At 65.5% G+C, this 25,398-nt stretch carries 25 protein-coding genes and 2 tRNA genes; 10 read left to right on the top strand and 17 right to left on the bottom strand.

All coding sequences use genetic code 11. The features are described from left to right. Positions 1-121: 121 nt before the first annotated feature. The 6 genes from QX070_RS13620 to QX070_RS13595 form a co-directional block, all read right to left on the bottom strand. Positions 122-472, bottom strand: coding sequence for a hypothetical protein (locus tag QX070_RS13620; RefSeq protein WP_315737544.1), 351 nt, complete (start codon positions 470-472; stop codon positions 122-124). Between the two features lie 80 nt (positions 473-552). Continuing rightward, positions 553-1,389, bottom strand: coding sequence for a transglutaminase-like cysteine peptidase (locus QX070_RS13615; RefSeq protein WP_315737543.1), 837 nt, complete (start codon positions 1,387-1,389; stop codon positions 553-555). A gap of 455 nt (positions 1,390-1,844) precedes the next feature. Then, positions 1,845-3,179, bottom strand: coding sequence for an HlyD family type I secretion periplasmic adaptor subunit (locus tag QX070_RS13610; protein WP_315737542.1), 1,335 nt, complete (start codon positions 3,177-3,179; stop codon positions 1,845-1,847). A 1-nt stretch (position 3,180) separates the two neighbouring features. Continuing rightward, positions 3,181-5,364, bottom strand: coding sequence for a type I secretion system permease/ATPase (locus tag QX070_RS13605; RefSeq protein WP_315737730.1), 2,184 nt, complete (start codon positions 5,362-5,364; stop codon positions 3,181-3,183). A gap of 251 nt (positions 5,365-5,615) precedes the next feature. After that, a complete protein-coding gene (locus QX070_RS13600) occupies positions 5,616-7,145 on the bottom strand; it encodes a TolC family outer membrane protein (RefSeq protein WP_315737541.1) in 1,530 nt (509 codons plus the stop codon). Positions 7,146-7,783: 638 nt separating this feature from the next. Further along, a tRNA-Tyr gene (locus QX070_RS13595) sits at positions 7,784-7,869 on the bottom strand. Positions 7,870-8,085: 216 nt separating this feature from the next. Here QX070_RS13595 and rlmB point away from each other — a divergent pair. Then, positions 8,086-8,916: a 23S rRNA (guanosine(2251)-2'-O)-methyltransferase RlmB gene (gene rlmB, locus QX070_RS13590; protein ID WP_315737540.1), complete on the top strand. Its 831-nt coding sequence runs from the start codon at positions 8,086-8,088 to the stop codon at positions 8,914-8,916. Positions 8,917-8,973: 57 nt separating this feature from the next. On the opposite strand, the gene QX070_RS13585 is transcribed toward rlmB, so the two are convergent. Continuing rightward, the gene (locus QX070_RS13585; RefSeq protein WP_315737539.1) at positions 8,974-9,486 is read right to left on the bottom strand and encodes a hypothetical protein; all 513 of its coding nucleotides are present in this window, start codon (positions 9,484-9,486) and stop codon (positions 8,974-8,976) included. 57 nt (positions 9,487-9,543) lie between these two features. Further along, positions 9,544-10,005: a hypothetical protein gene (locus tag QX070_RS13580; RefSeq protein WP_315737538.1), complete on the bottom strand. Its 462-nt coding sequence runs from the start codon at positions 10,003-10,005 to the stop codon at positions 9,544-9,546. Positions 10,006-10,367: 362 nt separating this feature from the next. Between QX070_RS13580 and QX070_RS13575 the strand changes: the two genes are divergently transcribed. Both QX070_RS13575 and QX070_RS13570 read left to right on the top strand, forming a co-directional pair. Continuing rightward, the gene (locus tag QX070_RS13575) at positions 10,368-10,865 is read left to right on the top strand and encodes a hypothetical protein (protein ID WP_315737537.1); all 498 of its coding nucleotides are present in this window, start codon (positions 10,368-10,370) and stop codon (positions 10,863-10,865) included. 193 nt (positions 10,866-11,058) lie between these two features. Next, positions 11,059-11,133, top strand: a tRNA-Thr gene (locus QX070_RS13570). Positions 11,134-11,182: 49 nt separating this feature from the next. Here QX070_RS13570 and QX070_RS13565 read toward each other — a convergent pair. The 3 genes from QX070_RS13565 to QX070_RS13555 all read right to left on the bottom strand — a co-directional run bounded on the left by QX070_RS13565 (position 11,183) and on the right by QX070_RS13555 (position 13,435). Then, the gene (locus tag QX070_RS13565; RefSeq protein WP_315737536.1) at positions 11,183-11,779 is read right to left on the bottom strand and encodes a DUF2147 domain-containing protein; all 597 of its coding nucleotides are present in this window, start codon (positions 11,777-11,779) and stop codon (positions 11,183-11,185) included. A gap of 172 nt (positions 11,780-11,951) precedes the next feature. Beyond that, positions 11,952-12,614 carry a DUF3313 domain-containing protein gene (locus QX070_RS13560; RefSeq protein WP_315737535.1) on the bottom strand — a complete coding sequence of 221 codons (663 nt, stop codon included), beginning with the start codon at positions 12,612-12,614 and terminating at the stop codon, positions 11,952-11,954. 158 nt (positions 12,615-12,772) lie between these two features. Next, on the bottom strand, positions 12,773-13,435 hold the full coding sequence (locus QX070_RS13555; RefSeq protein ID WP_409999164.1) for a TetR/AcrR family transcriptional regulator: 663 nt from the start codon (positions 13,433-13,435) through the stop codon (positions 12,773-12,775). Between the two features lie 246 nt (positions 13,436-13,681). Here QX070_RS13555 and QX070_RS13550 point away from each other — a divergent pair, with 246 nt between their 5' ends. After that, on the top strand, positions 13,682-14,194 hold the full coding sequence (locus QX070_RS13550) for a hypothetical protein (RefSeq protein ID WP_315737534.1): 513 nt from the start codon (positions 13,682-13,684) through the stop codon (positions 14,192-14,194). A gap of 72 nt (positions 14,195-14,266) precedes the next feature. Here QX070_RS13550 and QX070_RS13545 read toward each other — a convergent pair whose 3' ends face one another. Then, a complete protein-coding gene (locus QX070_RS13545; protein ID WP_315737533.1) occupies positions 14,267-14,386 on the bottom strand; it encodes a glucose transporter in 120 nt (39 codons plus the stop codon). Positions 14,387-14,555: 169 nt separating this feature from the next. Here QX070_RS13545 and QX070_RS13540 point away from each other — a divergent pair, with 169 nt between their 5' ends. Continuing rightward, a complete protein-coding gene (locus tag QX070_RS13540; protein WP_315714645.1) occupies positions 14,556-14,801 on the top strand; it encodes a hypothetical protein in 246 nt (81 codons plus the stop codon). Between the two features lie 170 nt (positions 14,802-14,971). Here the strand turns inward: QX070_RS13540 and QX070_RS13535 are convergent, their stop codons facing one another. From QX070_RS13535 to QX070_RS13520, 4 genes are all read right to left on the bottom strand, one after another. Next, positions 14,972-15,211 (bottom strand): DUF6719 family protein, encoded by a 240-nt coding sequence (locus QX070_RS13535; protein WP_315737532.1) that lies wholly within the window; start codon positions 15,209-15,211, stop codon positions 14,972-14,974. 220 nt (positions 15,212-15,431) lie between these two features. Further along, complete coding sequence (locus QX070_RS13530; protein ID WP_315737531.1) at positions 15,432-16,145, bottom strand: porin family protein; 714 nt, start codon at positions 16,143-16,145, stop codon at positions 15,432-15,434. Between the two features lie 283 nt (positions 16,146-16,428). Then, positions 16,429-16,875 (bottom strand): hypothetical protein, encoded by a 447-nt coding sequence (locus tag QX070_RS13525; RefSeq protein ID WP_315737530.1) that lies wholly within the window; start codon positions 16,873-16,875, stop codon positions 16,429-16,431. 162 nt (positions 16,876-17,037) lie between these two features. Further along, positions 17,038-17,379: a hypothetical protein gene (locus QX070_RS13520; protein ID WP_315737529.1), complete on the bottom strand. Its 342-nt coding sequence runs from the start codon at positions 17,377-17,379 to the stop codon at positions 17,038-17,040. A 290-nt stretch (positions 17,380-17,669) separates the two neighbouring features. Between QX070_RS13520 and QX070_RS13515 the strand changes: the two genes are divergently transcribed. Next, positions 17,670-18,215 carry a tetratricopeptide repeat protein gene (locus QX070_RS13515; protein ID WP_315737528.1) on the top strand — a complete coding sequence of 182 codons (546 nt, stop codon included), beginning with the start codon at positions 17,670-17,672 and terminating at the stop codon, positions 18,213-18,215. A gap of 144 nt (positions 18,216-18,359) precedes the next feature. Continuing rightward, entirely contained in the window at positions 18,360-19,748 is a 1,389-nt protein-coding gene (locus QX070_RS13510; RefSeq protein ID WP_315737527.1) for a serine hydrolase domain-containing protein, read from the top strand. A 17-nt stretch (positions 19,749-19,765) separates the two neighbouring features. Here the strand turns inward: QX070_RS13510 and QX070_RS13505 are convergent, their stop codons facing one another. After that, the gene (locus QX070_RS13505) at positions 19,766-21,355 is read right to left on the bottom strand and encodes a S10 family serine carboxypeptidase-like protein (protein WP_315737526.1); all 1,590 of its coding nucleotides are present in this window, start codon (positions 21,353-21,355) and stop codon (positions 19,766-19,768) included. 251 nt (positions 21,356-21,606) lie between these two features. Between QX070_RS13505 and QX070_RS13500 the strand changes: the two genes are divergently transcribed. From QX070_RS13500 to QX070_RS13490, 3 genes are all read left to right on the top strand, one after another. Beyond that, entirely contained in the window at positions 21,607-22,290 is a 684-nt protein-coding gene (locus tag QX070_RS13500; protein WP_315737525.1) for a hypothetical protein, read from the top strand. A gap of 18 nt (positions 22,291-22,308) precedes the next feature. Beyond that, entirely contained in the window at positions 22,309-24,456 is a 2,148-nt protein-coding gene (locus tag QX070_RS13495) for an adenylate/guanylate cyclase domain-containing protein (RefSeq protein WP_315737524.1), read from the top strand. Between the two features lie 161 nt (positions 24,457-24,617). After that, positions 24,618-25,397 carry an NAD kinase gene (locus QX070_RS13490; RefSeq protein ID WP_315714654.1) on the top strand — a complete coding sequence of 260 codons (780 nt, stop codon included), beginning with the start codon at positions 24,618-24,620 and terminating at the stop codon, positions 25,395-25,397. Position 25,398: the final 1 nt, after the last annotated feature.

Here is a 25,398-nt window from a genome sequence, read left to right as displayed (position 1 = left end):
CACGCTGTCGTGAATATGAGCTGAGCGCCATGAAATGGCCGAAATGGAACTCCGCCTCTCGCGAATTATTTGCGAAAGACGGAGCCTATTCTTGAAAGAGGTTGTGCAGCGGCAGAATGCCTCAGATGCGGCTGACCACGCAGGCGACCGGTTCATATTTGCGCAAATACAACAGCGCCTGGTCACCGATACCATCGAGCCACACGCCGCGGCCTGCGTAGCGATAGCCGTCGCCCATCGGAACGAGACGGACCGGAATCGCGTGGCGAGGATGGAGGTAGAGCTGCGCGGTGACGATCTCGCCCGGCGCGAGCACGGGACGAGAGCGCAGCACGTAACTGCCGCCATTCTCGCAGGCGATCGCAAACGCCGCGCCCGGCAGCACCACGGCGTCGGCCCGCGCGATGCCGATCATCCCACCGATCGCCGACAGGACCACTGCCCCGCAAACCATGACTTGCTTGATATTCACCGCGGCCCCCTGCTCGCCAGCTTCCCGGCGTGCATTAAGACCGCAAACGGCGCCGGCTACAAGTCGTTCGGCTGCGACATTCAGAGCAGCAACGGCCGGCCCGGATCACGGCCGCCGCCGATGTCGGCTTCGGCCGCCGGCGTGACGTCGCTCTCGCTTTCGTGGTGCGGCCGCTCGGCATAGGGCGCCGCGAACAGGCTGACGCCGCGGTGATCGATCGCAAACAACGGCATGAAGGACTGCAGATCGCGACCTTCCATCAGAGCGGCCCGCCGATTGTCAAGCACGAGCCACTTGCCGTCGAGCCGCACTGCGACGACCGCATGATCCTGCCTTACGGCGAGGTCGCGGACCAGAAGCAGCTTGAGATCGGATTCCGGCGTTCCCGCCGCCAGCAACAACGCATATTTCGCGATCGCGTAGTCCTCGCAGTCACCGAGGCCGCTGCGCAAGGTCTGCAGTGGCGAACTCCAGACGTCCGGCAGGCCGTGTTGCTGATCGTCGCTGACGTAGCGCACCGCCTGGTTGACGCCGCGATTGATGATTTCCGCGCGTGCACGACCTGCGCTGGCGGCAGCCGCCGACCGCATCAGCGCAACGAAGAAGCGCTCCGACGCCGAGCAACGCGCGTCATCGCCGTTGCAGCGGTCGGTCGACATCCGCTCGCTCGCCATCGCAGCCTGGATGCCGCGCCATTTCACCCACAGCACGCCTTCGGGTGCGCGGAACGTCATCAGGCCGAACGGCTCGTCGCTGGGATTAGCGACCGCCGGCCCCTGCGGGGCGTCGCTGACTGATCCGGCGCGGCCGGCCGGGTCGGTCGATGCCACTTCCACAGGCCCGGAGGCCGCGCGACGCAGGCCGTCGTGCTTGGCGAGCACGGCATTGATGGTGAAGAAACGGACGGGCGGCGGCACCGGCAGCGCGCTATCCGCAGTGCCCTGCGGAGATCTACGATTTGAAGTCTCGGCAAACGCAGCGCCGGCACAACCGGCCACGACCGACAACACAAGCGCAAGCCCCAGCGCGCGCGGGCGAACCCGCGGCCGATCGATCCGCAACATCAGTGACGCCCTGTATGCTCCGGGGCATCGGCCGACGTCATCGCGTCGATCCCTGTCCCGGTCGTTATCGGGTCAGGGATAGGGCCGGCGCGGCTTCGGGCCGGTTAAACCGCGGTGATGTTCGCGGCCAAGCTGCGAACGCGACTAACCGCGGCCGACCAAATCGCGTCGCATTTGAACGATTCAGAATTTGGTAACGCAGGCCGGCTCGCTCAGCCGCGGATCAGCGCAGCGACTTCTGGGATCTCACATACTTTTCGCGGAGAACCGGGTATCGCTGCACTCACACGAGCTGCCCGCGCCTGCGCTCAGCGCTCCCGCAGCGCCTCGTCGCGCAGCATGCGGGCAGGCTTGACCAGATAGTCCAGCACCGATTTCTTGCCCGTCAGGATCTCGACGGTCGCGACCATGCCCGGGATGATCGGAAGCGGCTGCTGGGCGGTGCCGAGGTGGTTCTTCTCGGTGCGCACCATCACCCGATAGAAGGTCTCGCCACGCTCGTTCTTGTCGCCCTTCTCGTCGGTGATGGTATCGGCGCTGATGCGCTCGACGCGCCCGTGCAAGGAGCCGTACACCGAGGAATCATAGGCGCTGAGCTTGACCACCGCCTCGTGGTTGGGACGGATGAAGGCGATGTCCTGCGGACGGATGCGGCCTTCGACCAGCAGCGTGTCATCGAGCGGCGTGATCTCCATCAGGCTGGCGCCTGGCGCGACCACGGCGCCGATGGTGGTGACGTTGAGCCTGTTGACTATGCCGCGCACGGGCGAGCGCAGCTCGGTCCGCCGCACCCGGTCCTGGGCCGACTTGATGTTCTCGTCGAGCACGGCGAGATCGCCGCGCGACTTGGCGAGATCGTCCTCGGCCTGGGCGCGAAACGCCGTGACGATGTTGAGCCGGCGCGCGCGCGCCTCCTGCACGGCGGCCTCGGTCTTCACGATGCTCGCCTGCACCACCGCGAGCTGCCCCCGCATGTCGGTGGCCTGGCGGTCGGCGCGGAGCATCTCGATCTCCGGCACCACCTTCTGGTCGAACAGCTTGCGGGTCAGCCCCAATTCGCGATTGAGCAGTGCCAACGTCTCCGAGAAGCGCTTCTCGGTGGCCCTGAGCTCGTCGATCTCCTTGCTCTTCTGCTGCTCCTGCTGCTGCACGACGTCGATGTCCTGCGCGAGCTTGCGCGCATGGGCGTCGAACACGGCGCGCTCGGTCTGCACCGCGCGCGGGGCGTCCGCGACGAGTTCCTCGGGAAACTCGACCGGGCTGCGGCCCTCGGTTTCCGCCGCCAGCCGGATCACCCGCGCCGCCATCGCGCCGCGGCGCTCGCGGATCTCGCCGAACTGCGACGCAAAATTGGTGTCCTCGATCCGCGCCAGCGGCTGATCCTTTTCGACGATCGCGCCTTCCTGCACCAGGAGATCGGCGATGATGCCGCCTTCCAGCGATTGAACCACCTGGGTCTGGCGCGACGGCACGACCTTGCCATTGCCGCGCTTGACCTCATCGAGCACGGCGAAATGCGCCCAGATCAGGAAGGTGAAGAACAGGCCGAGCGAGGCCAGCAGCAGCATCCGCGCCGTCTTCGGCGTGCGCAGCTCGACGGCAGCCCTGATGTCGTTGGAGAACGCGAAATCGCTGAGCGCCATGTCACCGCGTCCCCTGGACCGGCTTCACCGCGTGGCTCGCGGCCGGCGCCGCCGCGGGCTGCTGCGGACGCAGCATGGTGAGGATCTGCGCGGTCGGACCGTCGGCGACGATCTTGCCGGAGTCGAACACCAGGATGCGGTCGACCAGCGACAACAACGAAGGCCGGTGGGTCGAGACGATGATGGACATCTCGCCTTTGGCCAGCGACTTCAGGCGCTCGAGGAATTCGCCCTCGCTGCGGACGTCGAAATGTGCAGTCGGCTCGTCGAGGAATAGCACGCGCGGCTTGCGGATCAGGACGCGCGCCAGCCCGATCGCCTGCTTCTGCCCGCCCGACAGGCTGCGGCCGCCTTCGGCGATCATCATCTCATAGCCCTGCGGGTGGCCGGCGATGAAGGTTTCGACGCCGGCGAGCCGCGCTGCCTCGAGCACCTCCTCATCGGTCGCCGCCGGACGGCCGAGCGTGATGTTGTCGCGCAGCTTGCCGTAGAACAGGTCGGTGTCCTGCAGCACGAAGCCGATGCCGGCGCGCAGATCGGCCGGGTCGTACTGCTGGATGTCGATCCCGTCGATCAGGATGCTGCCTTCGGTCGGCGGATAGAACGCAGTGGCGAGGCGGCCGACGGTGGTCTTGCCCGAGCCGACCCGACCGATGATGCCGATCTTCTCGCCCGGCTTGATATCGAAGGAGACGTTGTCGAGCGCCTTGGTCTGGCTTCCCGGATAGGAGAAGCTGACGTTCTTGAACTGGATGCGGCCCTGGTTGATCTCACGCGCGACGTAGATCTTTTCCGGCGGACGCTCACGGTCCAGGGACATCAGCCGGTCGATCGAGCGCAGCGCCGACGTCGTCTGGGTGAAGCGCGTCATCAGGCCGGCGATGCCTGCGATCGGACCGAGCACGCGACCCGACAGCATGTTGGCCGCCACCAGCGCACCGACCGAGAGCTTGCCGTCGAGGATCAGGAACACGCCGACCACGACCAGCAGCAGGCTGCAGAACTGGCTGGCGACGCTCGCCGCGGTCATGGCCATCGACGCCCAGAACTGGACGTCCTCGCTGGAGCGCGCCTGCGCCGCCACCGAGCGCTCCCACACCGTCTGCACCCGGCTCTCGCCGGCCACCGCGCGGACCGTCTCCATTCCGTTCAGCGATTCCACCAGAATGCCGTGACGCGCGGCGGACTGCGCCTGCATCTGCCGCATCGCGCGTTCGAGCGGCCGCTGGATCAGCAGCCCGACGGCGATCATCACCGGCAGCATCAGCAGCGGAATCCATGCGATGGGACCCGCGATGATGAACAGCACGATGATGAACACGACCGCGAACAGCATGTCGGTCGCCGACACCACGGTGCCGGAGGTGAAGAACTCGCGAACCGAATCAAAGTCGCGCAGCTGGTTGGCGAGGATGCCGACCGATGGCGGCCGCTTGTCCATCTTCAGCGACATCACGTGCTCGAAGATGTTCGCGGCAAGCACCACGTCGATCTTCTTGCCTGTCATGTCGATGATGCGGCTGCGCACCACCTTGAGCAGGAAGTCGAATCCGATGGCGAGGAGAAGGCCGATGCCGAGTGCGACCAATGAGGGGATCGCGCCGTTCGGGATCACGCGGTCGTAGACGCTCATCGTGAACAGCGGCGCGGCCAGCGCCAGGATGTTGACGATGAACGCGGCGATCGCGACATGGCCGTAATTGGCGCCGAAGCGGCTGACCACCGACCAGAACCAGTGCGTCTTCGGCACCTCGCCGGCGGCCGCCACGCGCGGATCGGCGACTGTGGCGGGCCGCACCAGATAGGCGAAGCCGACATATCGCGCCGCGACCACCTCGAAGCGCTCGATCGCCGGCTGTTCACGACGCGAGGGATCGACGATGGTGAGGCGGCCGGCGGCCTCGTCGATCGTCAGCAGGATGCGCGTGGTGCCGTCGTGAAACATCAGCACGCAAGGCAGCACCAGCGCGGGGATCTCGCTCAGCGGCCGTTCGACCAGTTGCGCCTCGAGCCCGGCCCGCTGCGCGGCGCGCTCGTAGAGCGCGATGCTGAGCACGCCGCTGTCGAGCGGCAGTCCGGATAGCAGCGCGCTGCGGCTCAAGGCGCGGCCATGATGAGCTGCGAGGTAAAGCAGACTGTCGCTGAGAGGATCAGTTGCTGCTGCGGCTGCGCTCATCTGCGGCATCACGTGGGCCGTCTCTTCGAGCTCGAACCTTGTCGGACGAATATTCAACGACGCCTCGAAAACCCATCTGGCCCACCGAGCAGCGCGGACCTGCACCCATTGCTTCTTGCTAATAATTTGCCTTAGCCCAATTCTTTGGCTCGCACCTGGCTTTTTCAAGATTTTTGCAGGTGCTTCTCGACAATCTCAGCGCAAAGTAAATGCGTATGGTGAAAAGCCGGCGCGACATGCACCGGCTTTGTTAGTCTCACCTATTTCGGCGCGTGCCCGTTGGGGCTCTGAGCGAATCCGCCGTACTTTCCGGACGCGACGAATAGCGTCGTATCCTCAGGATCGCTCGAGGCCCACCGATCGCCGAAGGTAATCGGCGCAGGATGCTTCGGCGTACCATCATGCAGGCCAAACATCGGCACCGGACCGGCGGAGCTCAGCGGCTGCGGTCCGGGCGCAGGCGCGCTCAGCCGAACAGGCGCCAGGCTATAGCCGATGAAGCCGCTCGGCGTGTCCACCGGCTCGGTCTCCGGAGGATGCCCGGTCTTCAGGTAGTTGAGCATCTGGCCCATCGCGGCGAGCAGCTGATAGTCAGCGAACACAACCACACCGCGCGCCGACACCAGCGACACGTTGGCATTGAAGTACTGGTTCTGTGAGTTCAGGAGATCGATCAGCGTGCGCTGGCCGAGTTCGTATTCCTTGTTGTAGGCGACGAAGGTGCGACGGGCCGCTTCGACATCGCGTACGAGGGCGGCGACGCGATCGGCGGTGATGATCCGGGCCGCCCAGGCCTTGTCGATCGACTCCAGCGCATCGCGCTGCAGCCGAGCGTGCTTCTGCTGCTCCTGGATCATCCGCTGCGCGGCTTCCTCACGGCGCCAGCTGTTCTGACCGCCGTTGAAGATATCCCAGGACGCAACGACCTTGCCGCTGACCTCGTCGTAGCGATTGGTGTAGGTGATCGATTCCTTGCCGGTCGTCGCGCGGCCTTCGAGCGAAAGCGTCGGCAGGAAGGTGCCGGTCGTCGCATCGAAGCCCCGCTTGGCAGCCGTCACATCCGCCGCGGCGGCGCGCAGGGTCGGATTGAACTTGTAGGCGATGTCGAGCGATTCCGCCTTGTCTCTCGGCATGTCGGACAGCCGGCCCGGGAAACGCAGGTTATAGGGCTCGACGCCGACGACCTTGCGATACTTCGCCCGCGCCACTTCCAGGCTGAGACGGAATTCTTCGAGCACGGCCTGCGCTGCAGCGACCCGCTCCTCGGCCTGCTGGGTGTCGCCCTCGCCGGCCCGGCCGCCCTGGAAACGGGCCAGCACGTTCCTGCGCAGCTCGAGATGAACCTTGAGGTTCTTCTCGGCCAGCGCGACCAGCCTGGAGTAGCGCACCACGTCGACATAGGCCTCGGCGGCATCGAGACCGATCAGCTCGGTTCGCTCCAGCACGCGGTACGCGGCGGCATCGACCCGCGCGGCCTGGCGCCACACTTCATTGATCGAGGAAAAGCCATCGAACAGCAACTGACGGACCACCACGCCGGCCTCGCGGCCGCGCAGGTAGCGGCCATTATTGGCCGGCGCCGGTGAAACATACTGCTTGAGCATCTCGGGCCCGGCGCTCGCATCGAGCCGGACCTGCGGCAGCAGCGTCCCCTGGGACTGGCGAAGCTCGGCTTCGGTGGCCCGCCGGCTGGCGGCGGCCTCCCCGACACCGGGATTGGTCTTCACCGCCTGGTTGATGGCGTCCTGGATGGTGAACGGCTCAGCGCCCAATGCCGGGCTAAAGCTCATTCCCACAACACATATCAAAATCGGTGTATATATGCTCTTGAACATATGGAACCGATAACAAACGTGAGATCAGCTCGCAACGCGACTCGCCACAGTTGCGACGAAAAACCGCCCGGTTGTGGCAGAATAGCTACGCTCCGCCACATTCTTCGAGGCGAAAGATTCAGGATTCTGAAGCAAAATCAATGCGGTGGGAATGACGCGAAGCCGACGCGGTTGATTTAAATCCAGCTATTTTTTTCATAAAGAAAAATCTCGCGACAGAGAATGTCGCGTTTTCCGTGGTTGCTTCAATATATCGATCGCTTTCGCGGCATTAACTCGGCTGTGGCAGCCGGAACCTCACCCCGCGGGGGTGGACCGGCAACAAGCGATCAATAGCCCACCGTTGCCAAGCCGGCTTGTCCGGAGCCTGGGTTCTGGCGCGTCGTCATGGCAGCCGTGAGCGATTGCCGCCGAGGGATCGAGGAACAACCAAGGATACAATGGAGGTCACGATCGACCGTTGGATTTCCGGATCTCGCCATGACCCAGATGCGACCCATTGATTTCGGCGCTCCGTCTGCAGGGAATGCGGCGGCAATGCCCAGGGGGTCCCCGATCCTTGCAAAATCTCATGGAGTTGAGAGGCAGTAAATTGGTGGGGGAGGCAGGACTCGAACCTGCGAAGCCATGAGGCGGCTGATTTACAGTCAGCTCCCTTTGCCACTCGGGACACTCCCCCGTATCGACGGCAATTCGGGCCGGCCGCGGAACAGCAGCGTCGGGACCCTCAGCGCCATGGAGACGGTAAGACCGCGGGGCCCGGATGAGTGGGCGCGCGCGGCCGAGGTCGTTATGATCGAACCCGCCCCTCGAAGTCAACCAAGGGACGACGAATTTTCCCGTCTCAGCGGTGCCAAATTGCCAGAATCCGCAGGCCGTGACAGAAGCTCGGGCCATGAGCGAACGCGACCGAAAGCCACCTTTTCGCCGTCCGGGCGGTAAATTCTCCGGCAAACCGCGCGGATTCGAGCGCCCCCAGCCGTGGCGGGAGCGCGGTCAGGACTCGGATGGCCCCGTCATTCTCTATGGCTGGCACACCGTGACCCTGGCGCTGGCCAATCCGAAGCGGAGGATTCGCAAGCTTTACCTGACCGAGAACGCTGCCCGCCGGCTCGCCGACGAGGGGATCGAGACACGGGTGACGCCCGAGATCGTGCGTCCCAGCCAGATCGACCAGCGGCTCGGCCCGGACGCCGTGCACCAGGGCCTGTTGGCGGAGGCCGATCCCCTGCCCTCGCCGGACATCGACACGCTCGCCGCCGAGGGGCTGATCCTGGTGCTCGACCAGATCACCGACCCGCACAATGTCGGCGCCATCCTGCGCTCGGCGGCGGCGTTCGGCGTGAAGGCCGTCGTCACCACCGGGCGCCACAGCCCCGAGGCCACCGGAGTGCTGGCCAAGTCCGCCTCCGGCGCGCTGGAGCTGGTGCCGATCGTCACGGTGCAGAACCTCGCCCGCGCGCTGACGCGGCTGAACGAACGCGGCTTTCAGACAGTGGGGCTGGACAGCGCGGGCGAGGAGGACATCGCGGCGGTCGCCTTGCGCGAGCCGCTCGCGCTGGTGCTCGGCGCCGAGGGCAAGGGCCTGCGGCAGTTGACGCGCGAGACCTGCAGCGTCGTGGCACGGCTCGACATGCCCGGCGCCATCAAGAGCCTCAACGTCTCCAATGCCGCCGTGCTCGCACTCTATGTCGGCGCGACCCGCATCGGATTGATGCCGAAATGACGAAGCGCCCGCGCGCATGCGGCGCGCGGGCGCTGGCGTGAACGAAGGTGCGGCTGATCAGTAGTAGCGGCGCAGCACGCGCTGGCCGTGATAATAAGGCGAGGCGCCCCAGCGATAGGCGGGGCGGGGCTGGGCATATACCACTTCGGGGGCGACGCGAGTCGCCTCATAAGCATACCGGCGGTGGTGATAGCGATAGACCGGGAGCGCCTGCTCCTCATAGGCCGGATACGGCGCGAAGGCGCCGGGACCGCTGTAGGTCGGACCTTGGTTGACATAGTAGTACTGCCGCGTCGGCTCGGGCAGCCGCTCATAGCTCGCGCCGCAGGCACCGCAGCCGTGGCCATAGGTGTAGCCGGGCTGATAGAAGTATTGCGGCTGATACGTCACCGTGGGCTGGTAGGTCACGGTCGGCTGATAAGTGACCGTCGGCTGATAGGCGACCTGCGGCGCGCACGGCGTGGCGTAGCCGCACGGCGCGCAGGCGGAGGCGCCGCAGGCGGCGGCCGACGCGCTGCCAGCGACGGCCAGACCGGCAATGGCGACTACTCCTGAAATTATTCCACGCATAACTCTCTCCTGTTGATCTATTTTTGCTTGATTTGACTGTTGATGGTGAGCTGCTCGCTAGCGGCGGTAGGCCGGCGGTGAATTAGAATACCCGCGCGGGCCGCCATCAGGCGGAGCCAGGATGACGGCAGGCGGATACATCGGCACCGCCGGCTCCGGCGGCTGCATCTGCGACTGGGCACCCCATGAGCGCGAATAGCTCTCGGCCGGCTTCGGCAGCTTGCGATCGGCCGGCGGCTCGATCTCCATGCGGCCATAGCCCGGCCTCGCTCCGAGAGTCGGATAGTAATGGCCGACATGGGGCTCGGGCTCGACCGGCCGGCCGCCATAGATCGTCGGCTGCATGTAGTTGCCCCTGCCAAGACCGTACTGGCCTTCGACAACGGCGTAGGACGCATCGATGCCGTTGATGACGACGGGCACGCCGGGCCGCTGCGGAATGACGATCTCGAAGCCTTCGCTGGCGAGCGCGACGGAAGACGCTCCAATCAGAATCACAAGAGCCGTTGTAATACGCATGAATTCACGCCCCGGTTGCCATCCTACCAATACCGCAACGCGCGCCCCGATGGGTTAAACGCGCACATCAATCTGCTGGTAAGACTAACGCGCGAGCCACCATTCCGGGTTAAAGCCCCGCTGGGGTTCGAGCGCGAGGGTTAATGGCTGATCATCAGCCGAGAGCGACAATACTGCCAGCATCAACCCCGCCTGCCCTGTCCGCGAGACTAACAGCCTTCGGGTCGGAGCAAGCCGGACCGCAACCGCTGCTCCGGCCTCGCAAAGCAATGGCCTCATGTCGTTCCAAAACATTCCCGGCGCGGCGGGAACGACGGGACCAGCTTGCGCTTAGCAGGAGGGGCGCAACGACGGAGTATTCCATGACACGATTTGCTATTCTTGGGGCTGCTGTACTCGCAACGGCGCTCGCCGGCCCGGCCATGGCGCGCGACATGCACCACCGGCATATGAACCACCAGCAGGAAGGAATGATGCAGCATCGGCACATGGCCCGCCAGGACGGGGCGATGATGCAGCAGCGCACCGATGCCGGGTGGAGTACCGGATGGAACAACAACGGCTGGGATCGCCGCAACAGCGGCTTCTGGCCGGCTGACGTCGCCGCTGGAGCGGTCGGCACCGCTGCTGGCATCGCAGGCGCAGCCATCGGAACCGCCGGCGCCATCGCCACTGCGCCGTTCCGGACCGCGGATGCCTATGCCTACAGTCCCGGCCCCTCTTACGGCCAACCGAGCTATGATCGCGGCCCGAACGGCTACTATGGCGACTGGAACAGCTACGCGACCCGCAACGGTCTGGTCTGCCGCCCCGGCACCATGTTCAAGGGCAGCGACGGGCTGATGCACATCTGCCAGTAAAGATCGCGCCGGAGCGGCTTCGATGATCGGCTCCGACAGGGGCGGCCCAACGGCCGCCCATTTTGCTGGGTTGATGGGAGAAGCGGCCCTCACGCGGGGAGTAGCCGGACTGCATCAACTCTGGTAGGAACACCGCGCTTCGCGAGACCTCGTCGCAATCTGAGGACGAGATCTTCGCCACCAATGTGCATTCGCCGGCTTAGCTCAGCGGTAGAGCAGCGGTTTTGTAAACCGAAGGTCGGGGGTTCAATCCCCTCAGCCGGCACCAGCTTCCGTGAAGTTGGGATTTGCTGCGGCAATCGCTATCGCCTTAGGCGTCAATTCGCCCTCGTCCTGACCGCTGGCTTGGCGATGCCGGTCGCCGACGGCGGCTTGGGCGCAGTCCACTCTGGATCCGGCAACGGCCCGCCGCCCTCGCCGGTCGCTCCGATGAGTTGGCCGGGCACCTGATCCGTCACCAGCACCCAGCCTTGCGTCGCGCAGAACAGCCCGAGCAGACAGCCCTTGACCGCCAGCATCTTCGGGCCCTCGCGCCAGATCGAGACGGCATAGGTCTTGCCGTCCTCGGCGTTGTAGACCTCGCCGCTGTGACGGCCGTCGGCGTTCAGCTTCAGGCCGAGCAGCATCTGGTGGCCGAGCAGCAGACGGCCGCGCCTGGCCGGATCCGGATTCAGCCGGTCACGGAACGGCTGCCCCTTGGCATCCGCCGTCTCCTTCATCCAGACGATGTAGCCGCAGACGCGATCGGCCATGGCGCCACAACGCTCGATGCGGACGCGGGCGCGGCCGTCCTCGGTCAACCATGTGCCGAGCGGATCGCTGACGGGGGCGGCATGACCGCGGCCCTCCGCCATCGACAGCAGCAGGCTGACGACGATGCGCAGGCCGACGCGCAGAACGAATCTCAATGTCATGTCCAGGGACCCCGTTGTCTCCACGGCCTCGAGCCACGCGCTCGTACGGCGAGATTGACGTCGCCAATGGCTGCCGGACATTTGCCGGTGCCCTCGATACGAAAGCGCGCGAAAGACGGCTGCGCGGCGGGCCGCCTTCTGGGGCCCCGGTCGATTCGTCTGCACTGCCCGCTCATTGGAGCTGCGCGACCAGGGCATCGGCCCCCTTGTCGATCCCGGCTTCTGCGGCCGCGAGCGCGCCGACGCTGGCCTTGATGTCGTAGGGAGAGGGATATTGCTTGCTGACGAAAGCGTTCAGCAGCCGCCCGCTCGCGGCATCGAAGATCTCGGCCGCGTAGAACACCGAGCCGGTCAGCAGCCCCTCGCCGTCGCGGGCGCTTTGCACACCGTTGTAGACGGCGCCGGCGAGATCGAAGCGCGAGGCGGTGCCGAGCACCGGCGTGTTGGCGACGGCGCCGGTCAGGGTAAGCCGCACGCGCAACGTGGCCGGCCCTCGCTGGCTCACGACCCGGAAGCGCGCCGACAGACTTTCCAGGAACCGCGACCGCATGTAGGCGGCGAGCCTCGCCTTGTCCTGCTCGGACATGTCGCCGAACTGGTGATCCCTGCCGCGATAGATCACGACCGGATCGAGCATCACCTTGTCATAGCTGCGCCAGTCCGCGGCAGCCGCGTAGCGGTACGGCACCCGCCCCGAAGGGTCGGCGGAATTCGGCGCCAGATAACGCGCCGAGGCCACCTCGGAATAGGCCACCGGCGTCACCGTATTGCAGCCGGCGCAAAGACCCGCCGCGGCAATCGCCGCAAAGCCGGACACCCGGAGTCGAACCGTCATTCCCTTTCTCCTCACCTGCGCGGCTTGTTGCGAAGCACAACCAGCGCCTAATCAATAAAACCGACCAGACGGTTTGTAAAGAAGCTCGGTGAAGATTGCGTTAACGTCTCGGTGGGATGCGACCCGGCGCCTGCCGAAGAAGCGGCTTTCGAGGCAGATCAGCGGTCGGACGGGACGCGGTGCTCGAACCCCGTCCATTGGCGGTCGTCGAGCAGGCGGGCAAACAGGCGGTCCAGGTCCGGCTGCTCCAGCGGCGAGACGCGCAGCATCGTCATCAACGCAAGCCCACGGGCCGCCGCCCATCTTAGGACCGCGAGATCGGCGTCCTCGGCCTCGCCGCGGATCTCGGCTACTCTCTCGGCATCCTTGGCACGGGCATCGGCCAGCAATCCCGGCTCCTGGGCGAGCGCGCCGAGCATGGCCTGCGCCACCGAATATTGCTGGGCGATCAGCTCCCGCGAGATCGCGATCTGCGTCGCGAGCTCGGGCTGATCAACCGCTTTGCCGGCTTCAGCCCTGTACCTGGTGGCGAATTCGTCGAAATGCAGGAATTGCTGTTCCAGCAGAGCCTTGAGCACCGCCTCCTTGTTGGGGAACTGGTGCATCAACCCGCCCTTGCTCAGCCCGCTCTCGCGGGCAATGGCGTCGAGCGTCAGCCGCCCCGGACCATCGCGGGCGATGATGGTAAGGGCGGCGGTGAGCGCGGCCTTGCGCGACCGCTCGGAGCGTGAAGGGTTGTCCATCGAAGACTGCGAAGTGCCCGGGCGGCGCACGAAGGTTGCGAGCAGGAAGATGCCCCGACACCGAGGCGGCTCCGTCATAGGGGCGAGCCACCCTCCTCTGTCAAGAAGAGCTCCGGAAAAAACCGCCGCGCCTCAGGAACCATCTGCGCGGGATTGAATTTCTGCTATCACCTTCCGCGGGTGGGGGACGAAACGAGTTCAGACTGTGGCAACATTGTTGTCACATCTCATCTAGAACTCCTGCTTATCCCCAGAAGTCACTGGTCTTCAACTTGATTTCGTCAGCCGCTTTTGTTGCAATTGAGGCATCGGGGGACAAGCGTCATGACGTGGAAGGAAGAGCGTGATGCACTGATCGCGCAGACCATGGCCTTCGTGCAGTCGGTCACCGGAAAGCCTGCCGACTTCGCCCAGTTCGAGCTGCCTGCCGTTCCAGCCGACACCCCCGCTACGCCGCAGCAGGCTGCGGTCGAGCGACCGACGCATGTCACCTTGGAGCGTGTGCTCGCCGCCCGAGCCGAAATCGGGGCATGGCGCGGCGGCAACGCGCAAGGCGAGATCCCCGGCGCGGTCGCGGAGGCTGCAAGGCCGAGTGCGCCCCACTCCATCGCGTCCGAGGCTTCGTCCTCAGCCCTGAGCCCAGCCCCCCCGGAGCGTTTCACGAGCATCGCCTCGCAGCTCGATCTGCAGCGCGACATGCAGGCAGAGATTCGTGCCCGGGTTGCTCGCTTCCGGGCCCACCAGGAGCGCTTCAACCGGGAGCGCCAGGAATATTTCAGCGCGACACTCGCGCGCCTGAAAGCATCGGCCGAACGGAGCGCCCTCCCTGAGGACTAAAGCCGGCCGCGCCAGAGGTGCACAACGGCCGAGAGTGCACAAAAGAACGAATCCCGCAATCGACGCGCCCGCTCACAGCCAGGCGCACAGCAGCGCCACATTGGCGACGAAGGCGAGCAGCAGCCCAAAGGCGAGCGTCAGCTGGATCCGCCCGCAAAAGATGTGGAGATCGGTTCCCATGAGCTTAACCATCTGGCGATTCTAGCCCCGGAGTCCCACGGATTCTTTTTTCAAAAATTTAGGACTCGTTTACGACTCGGCCGCGCCGAAAAGGCCCCTTTCCTGCCCCAGGCGCGCCAGTGTCTCGCTACACGTGCCGTTCATTCTCGGTTCATCCTTCGCTTCTCTGGAGCTGCTTGGAATGCCCTACGCGCTATTTTGCAACGACGCCAAGTTGAGCAAAGCCTATCCGACCGAGGGGGATGTCTGGCGGCTGGCGCGGCAGAGCGGGCTTGTGGTGGACGTGATGATCAATGCGCGATCGACCGCGCATCTGCAGCTCGACAATGATTACGAGATCAGACCCTGCGCCGCCGAGCCCGAGGAAGATCCCTGGCAGAACCGTGCCGAAGCCGAGCAGGAGTTCAACATCCCGTTCGCATCCTGACCGGCTGCGGCGGAAGCCCGCCTTGGGTCACACGCGGCAGAAGACATGCACGCCGTTATGCCCGTCCGCTCCCGCGGACGGCTTGCTTTCATCAAAGATTTTTCGACAGACAGACCCGCGATCAGCGGGCAGCCGGAGCTGCAGCTGGAAGGTCGCCATGAAGCCCGTTCTCAGGGCGTCGCCGTCGCCAGCGATACCGTCTCGGCCGGAAGGGCGACACAGGCGCGCTTGCGGCTGACACCGCGGATTGCACCGGTCACCTTCAGAACCTTGCCCGACGGGCAGGACGCGGTTTGCACCAGCGCTACCTCGTAGGGGGCCAGCATCAACGGTTCGGACTTCAGAACGGTCTGGGCGGAGCACGGCAAAACAGCCGCCGACAACAACAGCACGGACACCAAGATACGCATGTGGGATGATCCATCAAACCAGCGGGCTGATAATATCAACTGATGGCGAAAGTTTCACGAAGGTTTGAAAATTTTTTTGCACTGCGTGAGCGATCCCGAAACCATCGACGGCCAACCGCCGGATAGCAATACACCCGCACCAGATGGCGCGGGCGTGTTGGAAGTGAGGCGTGAACCGGTCCCCGCCGGAAGCCGCCGGCCGCGGGCTCGGTGACCTCGCTTAGTACTTGCTGGCGGCCGGTCCGCCCCAGCCGAAGCGGTAGTTCACGCCGACCTTGACCGTATGCTCGTCGCTGTTGAAGCGGCTGCCCACAACCGGAGCCGGCCCAGCCGTGAAGGTCGTATTGCCGAAATTGTAATATTGATACTCAGCCTTGGCCGACCAGTTCGGTGCGAACATGTATTCGAGGCCGGCACCGACGGTGTAGCCATCCTTGGTATTGCCCGACGTGGTGAAGCCCGTCGGCGCGCCGGCGACGCTCACCCCGAGATTGTTGCCGTCCCGCCAGGCGTAGCCGCCCTTGGCATAGAGCAAGGCCGGTCCCCAGGTGTAGCCAAGACGGCCGGTGACCGAGCCGAGCTGGTTGGCACCGGTCGAGGTCACGACCGCAGCCCCCGGGAAGCCGAAATTGGTCGTATTGCGATCCATCCAACTGTACTGGGCTTCGATGCCGAGCACCCAGTTCGGGGCAAACTGGTAGTCGAAGCCGCCCTGCACGCCGCCGAGGAAGCGGCCGTTGTTGCCTTCCAGGCTGTTATTGCCCGCGAAGGCGCCACCAAGGTGACCACCGAGATAGAAGCCGGTCCAGTTGTAGATCGCCTGGGGCGGCGTGTAGACGGGCGCCTTGGTGTAGGTGCGCGGAGGCATGTCGGCGGCGAAAGCCGGGGCAGCCAATGTGGTCAGGGCCACTGCACTGAATAAAAACCGCTTCATGGGACGTCCCCGTTATTCGTCTGCGACATCTATCGAACATCATGGCCGCATTTGGGTTGCCCGGCGGCGGTGACACAGCTGTGATTGCTGCTGCGGTGTCACCAGAGGGCAACAAAGGCCTTTTGTTCCATAGGCTTCCCGAATATTTCGTGAAGCTGACGCCGCGCCCGATATTTGGTCGCCGCGAGGCGGCAAAGCGTTCGGGCCATCCCCGATTTGTGATCGGGCAAGCCGCTTGGCAAGGTGCTGCGACGACGTGGCAGGCGGCCGAAGACGTCGCGGCCTAACGCGTGAGGCCGGCAAGCTCCGGGAATGGCGCGTAGGTCGACCCGGCACAGAGCTCGCCGGCATCCTCGACCAGACGATCGAACCGGCCGTCGACGAACACCGCCGCGCGCTCCTGCGCCGGACGGTAGCTGCCGTCGGACTCGCGCGCCGCATAGCGGAGGCAGCTCACATAGCGCAGCCGGCCACCGACCGTCCGTTGCAACGGCTCCGCCATGACGCCGTCGCGCACCCCGACCGGATTGTTCAGGTAGGTCCTGAGATAGGACAGGATCTCGCTGCGGTGGTTGGCCGGAAACGGCTGGCTGCCGACGCCACGATCGCCGGTGTAGGAGATGCCGCGATTGTCCTCGCTCATGAACGCGGCGGGACCTCCGCTGGCGCACCCCGCCAACAGCAGCGCCAGCGCGGTTGCCGGCCACCAGCTCGTTCTCCCCATCCCCAAGGCGCCCAACTCTTGAAAGCCAATCCCGCGGCCGTTCTAGCTCAAAGCCGGAGGCCGGGAAATCCGTCCCGGCTCACGCCTTCGTCAAGCCGCTGCCGCCGGAGCGCTCTGGCGCGCTCCGGCGGTCAACGACCAGATCGGCTCTGCGTGGCCTTGGCCGGATCAGCCGCGGCGGGTCGCCGGCGTCACGCGCTTGAAGCTCACCTTGTTGTGATGGCTGAGATGCGCCACGTGGCGATGCTTGTGGCGGACGAGCGAGGCATGCGGCTTGGTCTTCGTCTTGCCGACGGTGGGCTTCATCTCGTTGGCCTTGTCGCCGGCCTGCGCCGCGCCCGGCTTGGTGGCGTCGGTCTTGGCCGCATCGGTCTTGCTCACATCGGTCTTCGCGGTGCCAGTGGTCTGGCTGGACTTCGCGGACGTATCGGTTTTTGCAGGACCAGCAGCGAAGGCGGGCGCAGCCAGGATCGACGCGGCGAGCAGAGCAACAGACATTGACTTCAGCATGGTCGTCTCCGTGATGTGAAGATCTGGAGGCACCATCCAGTCTGGATGGGCTCGTGATCATGGAGGCGACGATAGGGAACCGGCACTGAACCGCCCCTGAAGTAAAGCGGTGTTTTCAGTTCATGGACATGAAGGGATAGTCATCGAGGTGACTGGTCTGTCATCATGTCGTCCGTATAATGAACCGATCGCGGCGCAAAATCCGCGCAAATGGCCGGGAATATTTCGCAGCTGCGGGAGTTCTTCTCCGTACGCAGTCACCTGTTGGATCGACAACTCGGGAGATACGAATGAAAAAGTCTGCGATCAGGATTGCCACGCTGGCTCTGTTCTCGATGGCCGTGGCCTCCGGGCCGCTGCTTCTGTCGAAGGCCTATGCCGCGGGCAGCGATACCCCGTCGTCGCCGCCGGCGTCGGATTCGGGCAAGAAGAAGAAGGACAAGAGCTCGAGCATCGAAGATCCGAAGTTCCTGGCGGCCTATCGCACGGCCTACACCTCGATCTACGATCGCGGCGACTACGCCACCGCGATCCAGCAGCTCAAGGCGCTGAACCGCGAGGACGTCGCCGACGTTGCCAACCTGATCGGCTACTCCTATCGCAAGCTCGGCAACTACCAGGCCTCCAAGCAGTACTACGAGCAGGCCCTGGCGGATGATCCGAACCACGTGCGGACCTGGCAGTATTACGGTCTGTGGCAGCTCGAACAGGGCAACCGCGAGCAGGCCAAGTACCACCTCGACAAGGTGGCGCAGCTCGCCGGCACCAACAGCGCAGAATATCGCTCGCTGGCCGACGCACTCGAGAAGCAGCCGGGCACCGGCCTCGTCTACTAAGACGCGATCGGACTAGATCCGATCTCGACAGTGGCGCAACCCGAAGGGGTTGCGCCATTTTCTTTGTCCGCTGCCCTTCGTCCGCTATGGATGGGATGTCGTGCAGTCCATTTTCATCACGTCTTTTGAACGGGAGATTGCCTCGTGGAGTCCTGGCTGGGCGCAGCACTCGATTACATCAAGGATTGGCTGGCCTTTCAGGTCGCCGTTTCGGAGCAACCCGGCTGCATCCTTGCGATTGCCCATCGCGGTGAGATCGTCCTGGAGGCGGCCTATGGCCACGCCAATCTCGACAGCGGCGAGAAGCTGACGCCGCGGCACCGCTTCCGTATCGCCTCGCACACCAAGGCGTTCACCGCCGCCGGAATCATGCGCCTGCGCGAGCAGAAGCGGTTGAAGCTGGACGATCCGGTCGGCGGCTACGTCAAGGATCTGCATCCGGATGTCGCCGCAGCAACATTGAACCAGCTGCTGTCGCACACGGCAGGCCTGATCCGCGACGGCAAGGATTCCGGCCAGTTCACCGACGGCCGATCCTATCTCGACAAGGACGAGCTGCTGGCCGAGCTGAAGCAGCCGCCGGCGATCGATCCCAACAGCCGGTTCAAATATTCCAACCATGGCTACGGCCTGCTCGGCCTGGTCATCGAGGCGATCACCGGCGAGCCCTACCCGGCCTGGCTGCAGCGCGAGATCATGACGCCGCTGGCCTTGCGCGAAAGCGCGCCCGACATGACGCTGCTCGGCAAGGGTGTCCCGTTCGCGCGCGGGCATTCGCGCATCGTGCCCGTGGGCCGCCGAGTCGTGATTCCCGGCGACAATCCGACCCACGCCATCATGGCGGCCGCCGGCATCGTTGCGACCGCCGCGGACACTGCCCGCTTCTTCGCCCAGCTCGCGCCGAACGCAAAGAAGAGCCTGCTGTCGGTCGCGAGCCGCCGCGAGATGGTCCGGAGGCAATGGCGCGTCCCACAGGACATCGAAGAGGCCTATTACGGCCTGGCCCTGATGAGCGGGACGACGGCCGGCTTCGACTGGTTCGGCCATGGCGGCGGCTTCCAGGGCTACATCTCGCGGACGTCAGTCATCCCCTCGCGCGAGATCACGATCACCGTGCTGACCAATGCCGTCGACGGCTGGGCGCCGGGCTGGGCCAACGGTGTCAAGTTCATCCTGCAGGCCTTCGCCACCCATGGCGCGCCGTCGCGCAAGACGCGCGACTGGACCGGGCGCTGGTGGACGCTGTGGGGCGCCGTCGATCTCGTCCCCTTCGGCGCGCAGGTGATGGTCGCCAATCCGGTCTTCATCAACCCGTTCATCGATGCCGCCCGCATCGAGGTGACCGGCCGCGACACCGGCCGCATCGTCCAGGCGACCGGCTATGCGAGCCACGGCGAGCCCGTCCGGCGCGTGCGCACCAAGTCCGGCGTCAGCGAGATCTGGCTCGCCGGCGCGCGGATACGGCCCGAGCGCGTGGTGAAGGCCGAGATGGAGCGGAAGTATCCGAAGGGCCGGCGCAAGAAGGACTCATAGCCCGGGTGTCGCTGCACTCATCGGGCCTCCTCCCTGCCCTCCTTCATCATGGCCTCGGCCTCACCGCGGAACGCTTTCCGGGCATCGTCGCGGGAATAGAACATGTGCCCGCCCGGATAGACCACGAGCTTGACCCGCGGCGGTCGCGCGAAGGCCGGCAATTGGTCGAGCAGGATCTTCGAGCCGTAATACGGCGTGGCGAGATCGAACAGGCCGTGGCCGACCAGCAGCTTCAGCTTGGGATCGAGCGCGAGGATCTGCCGGAGCTCGCCGGTGGACTCCGGCGGGCTGATGCTCCGGCCGAAATCCCATGACCGGTTCACAGCCCCGCTCAACAGCTCGTAGGAGCCGTCGGGGTGCCAGTTCAGCCTGCGCGTCAGCTCAACCGCGGCACTGGTCAGCGGCGCGGTCAGCACATCCCCGGATGGATCGGAGCTGCGCGAGCGACTCGAATCCGGATAGGGATCGATGCCAAGCACCGAGCCGTCATAGCGTCCGGCGATGCGGCCGTTCTTGCGGTCGAACTCGCGGCGAAACTCCGAGACGTCGAACCGGCCGGCCAGCCTGCGGCTGACCGCCTGGTCGATGCCGGTGAGGCTCGCGACCCTGTCGGCGAGCCGGTTGGTCGCTTCCGTATCGGCCTCGCCCTTGACGAGGTCGAGCAGGAAGTCGCCGCTGGCGTAGCGCTCGACGTCGGCAAGATCGGCGCGGGTGACCGGCCCCTTCACCTGCTTAGCGACGGCGGCATAGCTCGGCAGGCTCGCGACATATTGCATCAGGCTCGAGCCGGAATAATCGCGAAAGTCCATCAGTGGTGAGAGCAGGATCAGGCCGCTGACGCCGATCCCCTGGTCATGTTGAAGGTTGTTGACGATCTTCGGACCGCGAATGCCGCCATAGCTCTCGGCCGTGATGAATTTGGGCGAGGCGAGCCGGTCGTGCTTCTCCAGCCAGCGACGCACCACGAGCGACAGCGAACGTACGTCGCCGTCGACCGAGAAGAACCGTTTGCGCACCTCGTCGCCGGTCGCGACGAAACGGCTGTAGCCGGTCCCGACAGGATCGATGAACACGAGATCGGTAAAGTCGAGCCAGGTGTCGGCATTGGGCATCAGCTCCGGCTTCGACGAGGGCGTCACGCTGGCCGCATCGATTCCGATCCGCCACGGACCGGCATTGCCGAGCTGCAGATAGGCGGACGAGGCACCCGGCCCGCCGTTGAAGAAGAAGGTCACCGGGCGGCTGGCGCGATCGGCCCCATCGAGCTGATAGGAGGTATAGGCGATGTCGGCCTGCGGCTCGCTCTTGTCGTCGAACAGGCGGATCGAACCGGCAGTCGCCGTGAACGACAGCGTGCGATCGGGCAGCTCGAGCTTTTGGGTCGTGGTGGAATCCGCCGGGAGCTTGTGCTGCTCGGCTGCCGATGGCGAGCTCGGCGGGCTTGCGGCGCGATTGCCGGCCGATCCGGTTCGGTGCGCGCCGGGAGCCGTGGTGTCCTGCGCCGCCGGCGGCGCGTCCTGCGCGTATACGGCTTGGCCGGCGAGCAGCGCCGTCAAGGTCAGGGCCATCACACGGGACCACACGACGGACGATCTCGAACCTGCCATCAACTCACTCCCTGGGCGATGGATTGGCGCAACGCGCTACCCTTTATCGCTTGCTTTACAGACGCATGAACCGCGGCTTGGGACCAAGCTCAACCAACTCTTCCGTGATCCAGGTCACATCCGGAGCAGTGCCCGTTCTTCGTAAGGTGTGTTATGGGCTCGAACCTCTCCATCGCCTCCGGCGTCCCACCACTGGGACACCCAGGTTTGGGCCAAGAGGCGCGCCGCCGATTGCGATCACGGAGTTCATCATGAAGTTGCCGACGCTCATCATCGCAGCCCTCATCGGGCTCGCCGGACCGGCCATGATTGGACCGCCGGCGGCCTGGGCCGGTCCGCCGGCGGCGCTGGTCGAGGACGTCCAGGGGGATGTGGCCGGCGCCGAGCTGATGGACTATGTCGCGCCCGGCCAGGTGATCAAGCTCGGCCCGGATGGCGCCGTGGTGATGAGCTACCTCAAATCCTGCCGGCGCGAGACGGTCAACGGCGCCGGCAGTGTCACCGTCGGCCCCGGCGAAAGCACGGTCGACGGCGCGACGCTCAAGAGCGACATCGTCAATTGCGACGCCAGCCATGCACAGGCCACCTCGCGCGAGACCAGCGAGGTCGCGGCCACGATTGTGCGCAGCGTCGGACCGGACAGCACGCCGATGGCGCAAGCGATCATCTACAGCGCGTCGCCCATCTTCGAGGCCAAGGGGCGCGGCACGCTGATCGTCGAGCGGCTCGACCAGCCCGGCGAGCGCCAGCAGGTCGAGCTCTCGGGCCGGCAGTACAAGGGACGATTCTACGATTTCGCCGGCACCAGTCACCCGCTCACTCCCGGCGGCACCTATGTCGCGAGCTTCAGCAACTTGCGCATCGTGTTCAAGGTCGACGCACAGGCCAAGGCGGGCCCAGGCCCTGCGGTCGGGCGATTGATCCGGTTCAACTGAGACCGAAGGCTCCCGTCGGTGGCGATCGGACGTCGGACGCGCGACGCGCTTGCCGTCATCGCCATCGCGCTGGCGTGCGCGGGCCTGTTCGTGTCGCCCCTCTTCGAGCGCGGCCGCGGCCTGTCGCTGGATGCGCTGACATGGCTGCGCTTCGAGACCTTCGGCAACCGCCACGATGCAGCAGCGAGTCCGGCGGTGGTGATCGCGGTCGACGAGGAGAGCTACCAGGCGCCCCCCTTCAAGGGCGCGCCGCTGTTGACCTGGACCGGCGAGATCGGGCGCGTGCTGACGGCCGTCCTCGACGGCGGGGCCAAGGTGGTCGGCTTCGACATCGTGTTCCAGACATCGATCGAGCAGTCGGAGATTCCGCTCGGCGACAGCACCCTTGGCGAGAAGACGCGTGGCTTCGATCGCGACTTCCTGCGCGCGCTCGCTGCCGCGGCCGCCGGCGGCAAGGTGGTGCTGGGCGAGATTTTTGCCGAGCCGCCGATCCTGCCCGCGCCCGGCCAGCGCATCGCGGTGCGCCAGCAGCAGAACCTTCGTCCGCTCAACACCTATACCGACAGCGATGATGTCGTCCGCCGCCATCCGTTGACGCTGTCGGTCGATGGCAAGGCAGTTCCGAGCATGGCGCTGGAATTGGCGGGGCGCGCAACCGGCACCGCGCCGGTCATTGCCGCTGATGGCATTGCACTCGGTGCGTACATGGTGCCCGGCAGCGTGCCGGGCACCATGACCCTGAATTTCTCGGGCGGCGCCCAGGATATCCCGACGTACTCGTTCGCCGATTTGCGCGCTTGCGCGCTCAAGGGCGACAAGGACTATTTCCGCCGCGAGTTCGCCGGCAAGGTCGTCCTGCTTGGCACCGTCGGGATCGAGGATCGGCGGCTCACCTCGAAGCGCTTCGCGACCCGCGCCGAGGGCGCGCGCCGGCCGCGCTGCGTGCTGGACGAGCGCAGGATCAACGAGACGTTCGCCCGCAGCACCATTGCCGGCGTCTACATCCACGCCACGGCGGTGAACAATCTGGTGCGGCAGGACGCGGCCACCGAGCTCGGACGCCCAGCGATCTTCGCCATCGCCGCAACCATCGCCCTGTTGGCTGCGCTGCTCGCGCGATTGCTGCGCCCCGCCTCTGCGGCGGCCATCCTGGCAGGGCTCGCGCTGCTCTACACCGCGCTCGCCACCGCCCTCTTCGACCATGCCTACGCGCTGCCCTTGGTGGAGCCGCTCGCGGCCGGCGTGCTCGCGCTGGCTGCGACCACCGGCTATCGCTTCATGGTCACCGACAAGGACCGGAGGCTGCTGCAGAAGAGCTTTGCCTATTATCTCGCACCGCACGAGATCGACCGCATGCTGGCCTCGCGCCGGCTGCCGCAGCTCGGCGGCGAGACCCGCGAGGTCACCGTATTCTTCTCCGACATCGAGGGCTTCTCGCGCCTCGCCGAGCAGATGACGCCGGAGCAGCTCATGGCGCTCACCAATGAATATCTCTCGGCCATGACCGACGTCATCGAAAGCCACGACGGCTATGTCGACAAATACATCGGCGACTCCGTGGTCGCCGTGTTCGGCGCTCCGCTCGACGATCCCGACCATGCACGCAGCGCGGCGCGTGCGGCGCTCGACTGCAAGGCGAAGCTCGCCGAGCTCAACCTGATGTCGACGGCATTCCAGGGCATCAAGGTGGCGCAGCGCATCGGCATCAACAGCGGCGCCGCGCTGGTCGGCAATTTCGGCTCACAACGTCGCTTCAACTATTCCGTCATGAGCGACGCCGTGAACGTGGCCTCGCGGCTCGAGGGCGCCAACAAGTTCTACGGCACCACGATCATTGCCTCCGAGAGCACGGTGACGCTCGCCGGAAACGAGTTTGCCTGGCGCGAGCTCGACACCATCCGGGTCAAGGGGCGCGAGCAGTCGTTGAAGATCTACGAGCTGCATGGCCGCGCAGCCGAGCTCACGCCGGAGGAACAGGCTCTCCTCACCGGCTACGCCGCAGGCCTCGCGCATTGGCGCGCCGGCGAACTGCCGCAAGCGGTCGACTGCTTCGCGCGGGGCGCACCGAGCGATGCTCCAAGCCACTTCTTCGCGGAGCGGGTGAAAGCAACCTTTGGGACCGGCTCCTTGGCCTGGGACCCCGTGCGCAGCCTGCAGGAAAAATGACGCGGCGATGACGGCCGCGCGTGCGCGCACTTCCGGGCCATATCAGCCTCATCCCGGCCCCATTGCCCCGGGATACCGGCCGCGATGGACAAGCACGGGCAAGGTCGGCTAGACGACACGGCGCCTGTCACCGGCCAACCGACCAGCGAGCCCTGCGACGCATGACCACGTCCAAGCGATATGAGCGGATCGCCTTCGTCGCGAGTCCGAGTGCCGAAGCCCAGGCCGCACTGACGCAGCTCTCCGCGCTGTACGGCAACTCCGATCCGGACCTGGCGGACGTCGTGGTCGCGCTCGGCGGCGATGGCCTGATGCTGCAGACGCTGCACGACCACATGCGCTCGGGAAAGCCGATCTACGGCATGCATCGCGGCACCGTCGGCTTCCTGATGAACGAGTTCAGCACGATCGATCTGCACGGACGGCTCGAAGCGGCGCAGGAATCGGTGATCCATCCGCTGCTGATGCGGGCGACCGATGCCGCGGGCGTCGTTCACATCCACCACGCCATCAACGAGGTCTACCTGTTTCGCCAGACGGCGCAGACCGCGCGGCTGCGCATCCTGATCGATGAGCGCGAGCGCATGCCGGAGCTGATCGCCGACGGCGTGCTGGTGGCGACGCCCGCCGGCTCCACGGCCTATAATCTCTCGGTGCAGGGCCCGATCCTGCCGATCAACGCCGCGCTGCTGGCGCTGACGCCGATCAGCGCCTTCCGGCCGCGGCGCTGGCGCGGCGCCCTGCTTCCGAACACGGCCTATGTGATCATCGAGGTGCTCGAAGGCGACAAGCGCCCAGTCGCGGCGGTGGCGGATCATGACGAGGTCCGCAACGTCCAGCGAGTCGAGGTGCTCTCGGACAAGACGATCTCGATGCGGATGCTGTTCGACGCCGGCCACAGCCTGGAAGAGCGGATCCTGAGCGAGCAGTTCGGCTACTAAC

The organism is Bradyrhizobium sp. SZCCHNR1093 (assembly GCF_032381175.1).
In the GTDB taxonomy this organism is placed as follows: domain Bacteria; phylum Pseudomonadota; class Alphaproteobacteria; order Rhizobiales; family Xanthobacteraceae; genus Bradyrhizobium.
Note: the sequence above shows the minus strand (reverse complement) of the source record. Positions and strands in the feature narration are given on the sequence as shown.

Bases quoted from the DNA above. Each gene is read 5' to 3' on its own strand.
- QX070_RS13610 (WP_315737542.1), bottom strand. From the start codon at position 3,179: ATGGCGCTCAGCGATTTCGCGTTCTCCAACGACATCAGGGCTGCCGTC.
- QX070_RS13605 (WP_315737730.1), bottom strand. From the start codon at position 5,364: ATGCCGCAGATGAGCGCAGCCGCAGCAGCAACTGATCCTCTCAGCGAC.
- QX070_RS13600 (WP_315737541.1), bottom strand. From the start codon at position 7,145: ATGAGCTTTAGCCCGGCATTGGGCGCTGAGCCGTTCACCATCCAGGAC.
- rlmB (WP_315737540.1), top strand. From the start codon at position 8,086: ATGAGCGAACGCGACCGAAAGCCACCTTTTCGCCGTCCGGGCGGTAAA.
- QX070_RS13585 (WP_315737539.1), bottom strand. From the start codon at position 9,486: ATGCGTGGAATAATTTCAGGAGTAGTCGCCATTGCCGGTCTGGCCGTC.
- QX070_RS13580 (WP_315737538.1), bottom strand. From the start codon at position 10,005: ATGCGTATTACAACGGCTCTTGTGATTCTGATTGGAGCGTCTTCCGTC.
- QX070_RS13575 (WP_315737537.1), top strand. From the start codon at position 10,368: ATGACACGATTTGCTATTCTTGGGGCTGCTGTACTCGCAACGGCGCTC.
- QX070_RS13565 (WP_315737536.1), bottom strand. From the start codon at position 11,779: ATGACATTGAGATTCGTTCTGCGCGTCGGCCTGCGCATCGTCGTCAGC.
- QX070_RS13560 (WP_315737535.1), bottom strand. From the start codon at position 12,614: ATGACGGTTCGACTCCGGGTGTCCGGCTTTGCGGCGATTGCCGCGGCG.
- QX070_RS13555 (WP_409999164.1), bottom strand. From the start codon at position 13,435: ATGACGGAGCCGCCTCGGTGTCGGGGCATCTTCCTGCTCGCAACCTTC.
- QX070_RS13550 (WP_315737534.1), top strand. From the start codon at position 13,682: ATGACGTGGAAGGAAGAGCGTGATGCACTGATCGCGCAGACCATGGCC.
- QX070_RS13545 (WP_315737533.1), bottom strand. From the start codon at position 14,386: ATGGTTAAGCTCATGGGAACCGATCTCCACATCTTTTGCGGGCGGATC.
- QX070_RS13540 (WP_315714645.1), top strand. From the start codon at position 14,556: ATGCCCTACGCGCTATTTTGCAACGACGCCAAGTTGAGCAAAGCCTAT.
- QX070_RS13535 (WP_315737532.1), bottom strand. From the start codon at position 15,211: ATGCGTATCTTGGTGTCCGTGCTGTTGTTGTCGGCGGCTGTTTTGCCG.
- QX070_RS13530 (WP_315737531.1), bottom strand. From the start codon at position 16,145: ATGAAGCGGTTTTTATTCAGTGCAGTGGCCCTGACCACATTGGCTGCC.
- QX070_RS13520 (WP_315737529.1), bottom strand. From the start codon at position 17,379: ATGCTGAAGTCAATGTCTGTTGCTCTGCTCGCCGCGTCGATCCTGGCT.
- QX070_RS13515 (WP_315737528.1), top strand. From the start codon at position 17,670: ATGAAAAAGTCTGCGATCAGGATTGCCACGCTGGCTCTGTTCTCGATG.
- QX070_RS13505 (WP_315737526.1), bottom strand. From the start codon at position 21,355: ATGGCAGGTTCGAGATCGTCCGTCGTGTGGTCCCGTGTGATGGCCCTG.
- QX070_RS13500 (WP_315737525.1), top strand. From the start codon at position 21,607: ATGAAGTTGCCGACGCTCATCATCGCAGCCCTCATCGGGCTCGCCGGA.
- QX070_RS13490 (WP_315714654.1), top strand. From the start codon at position 24,618: ATGACCACGTCCAAGCGATATGAGCGGATCGCCTTCGTCGCGAGTCCG.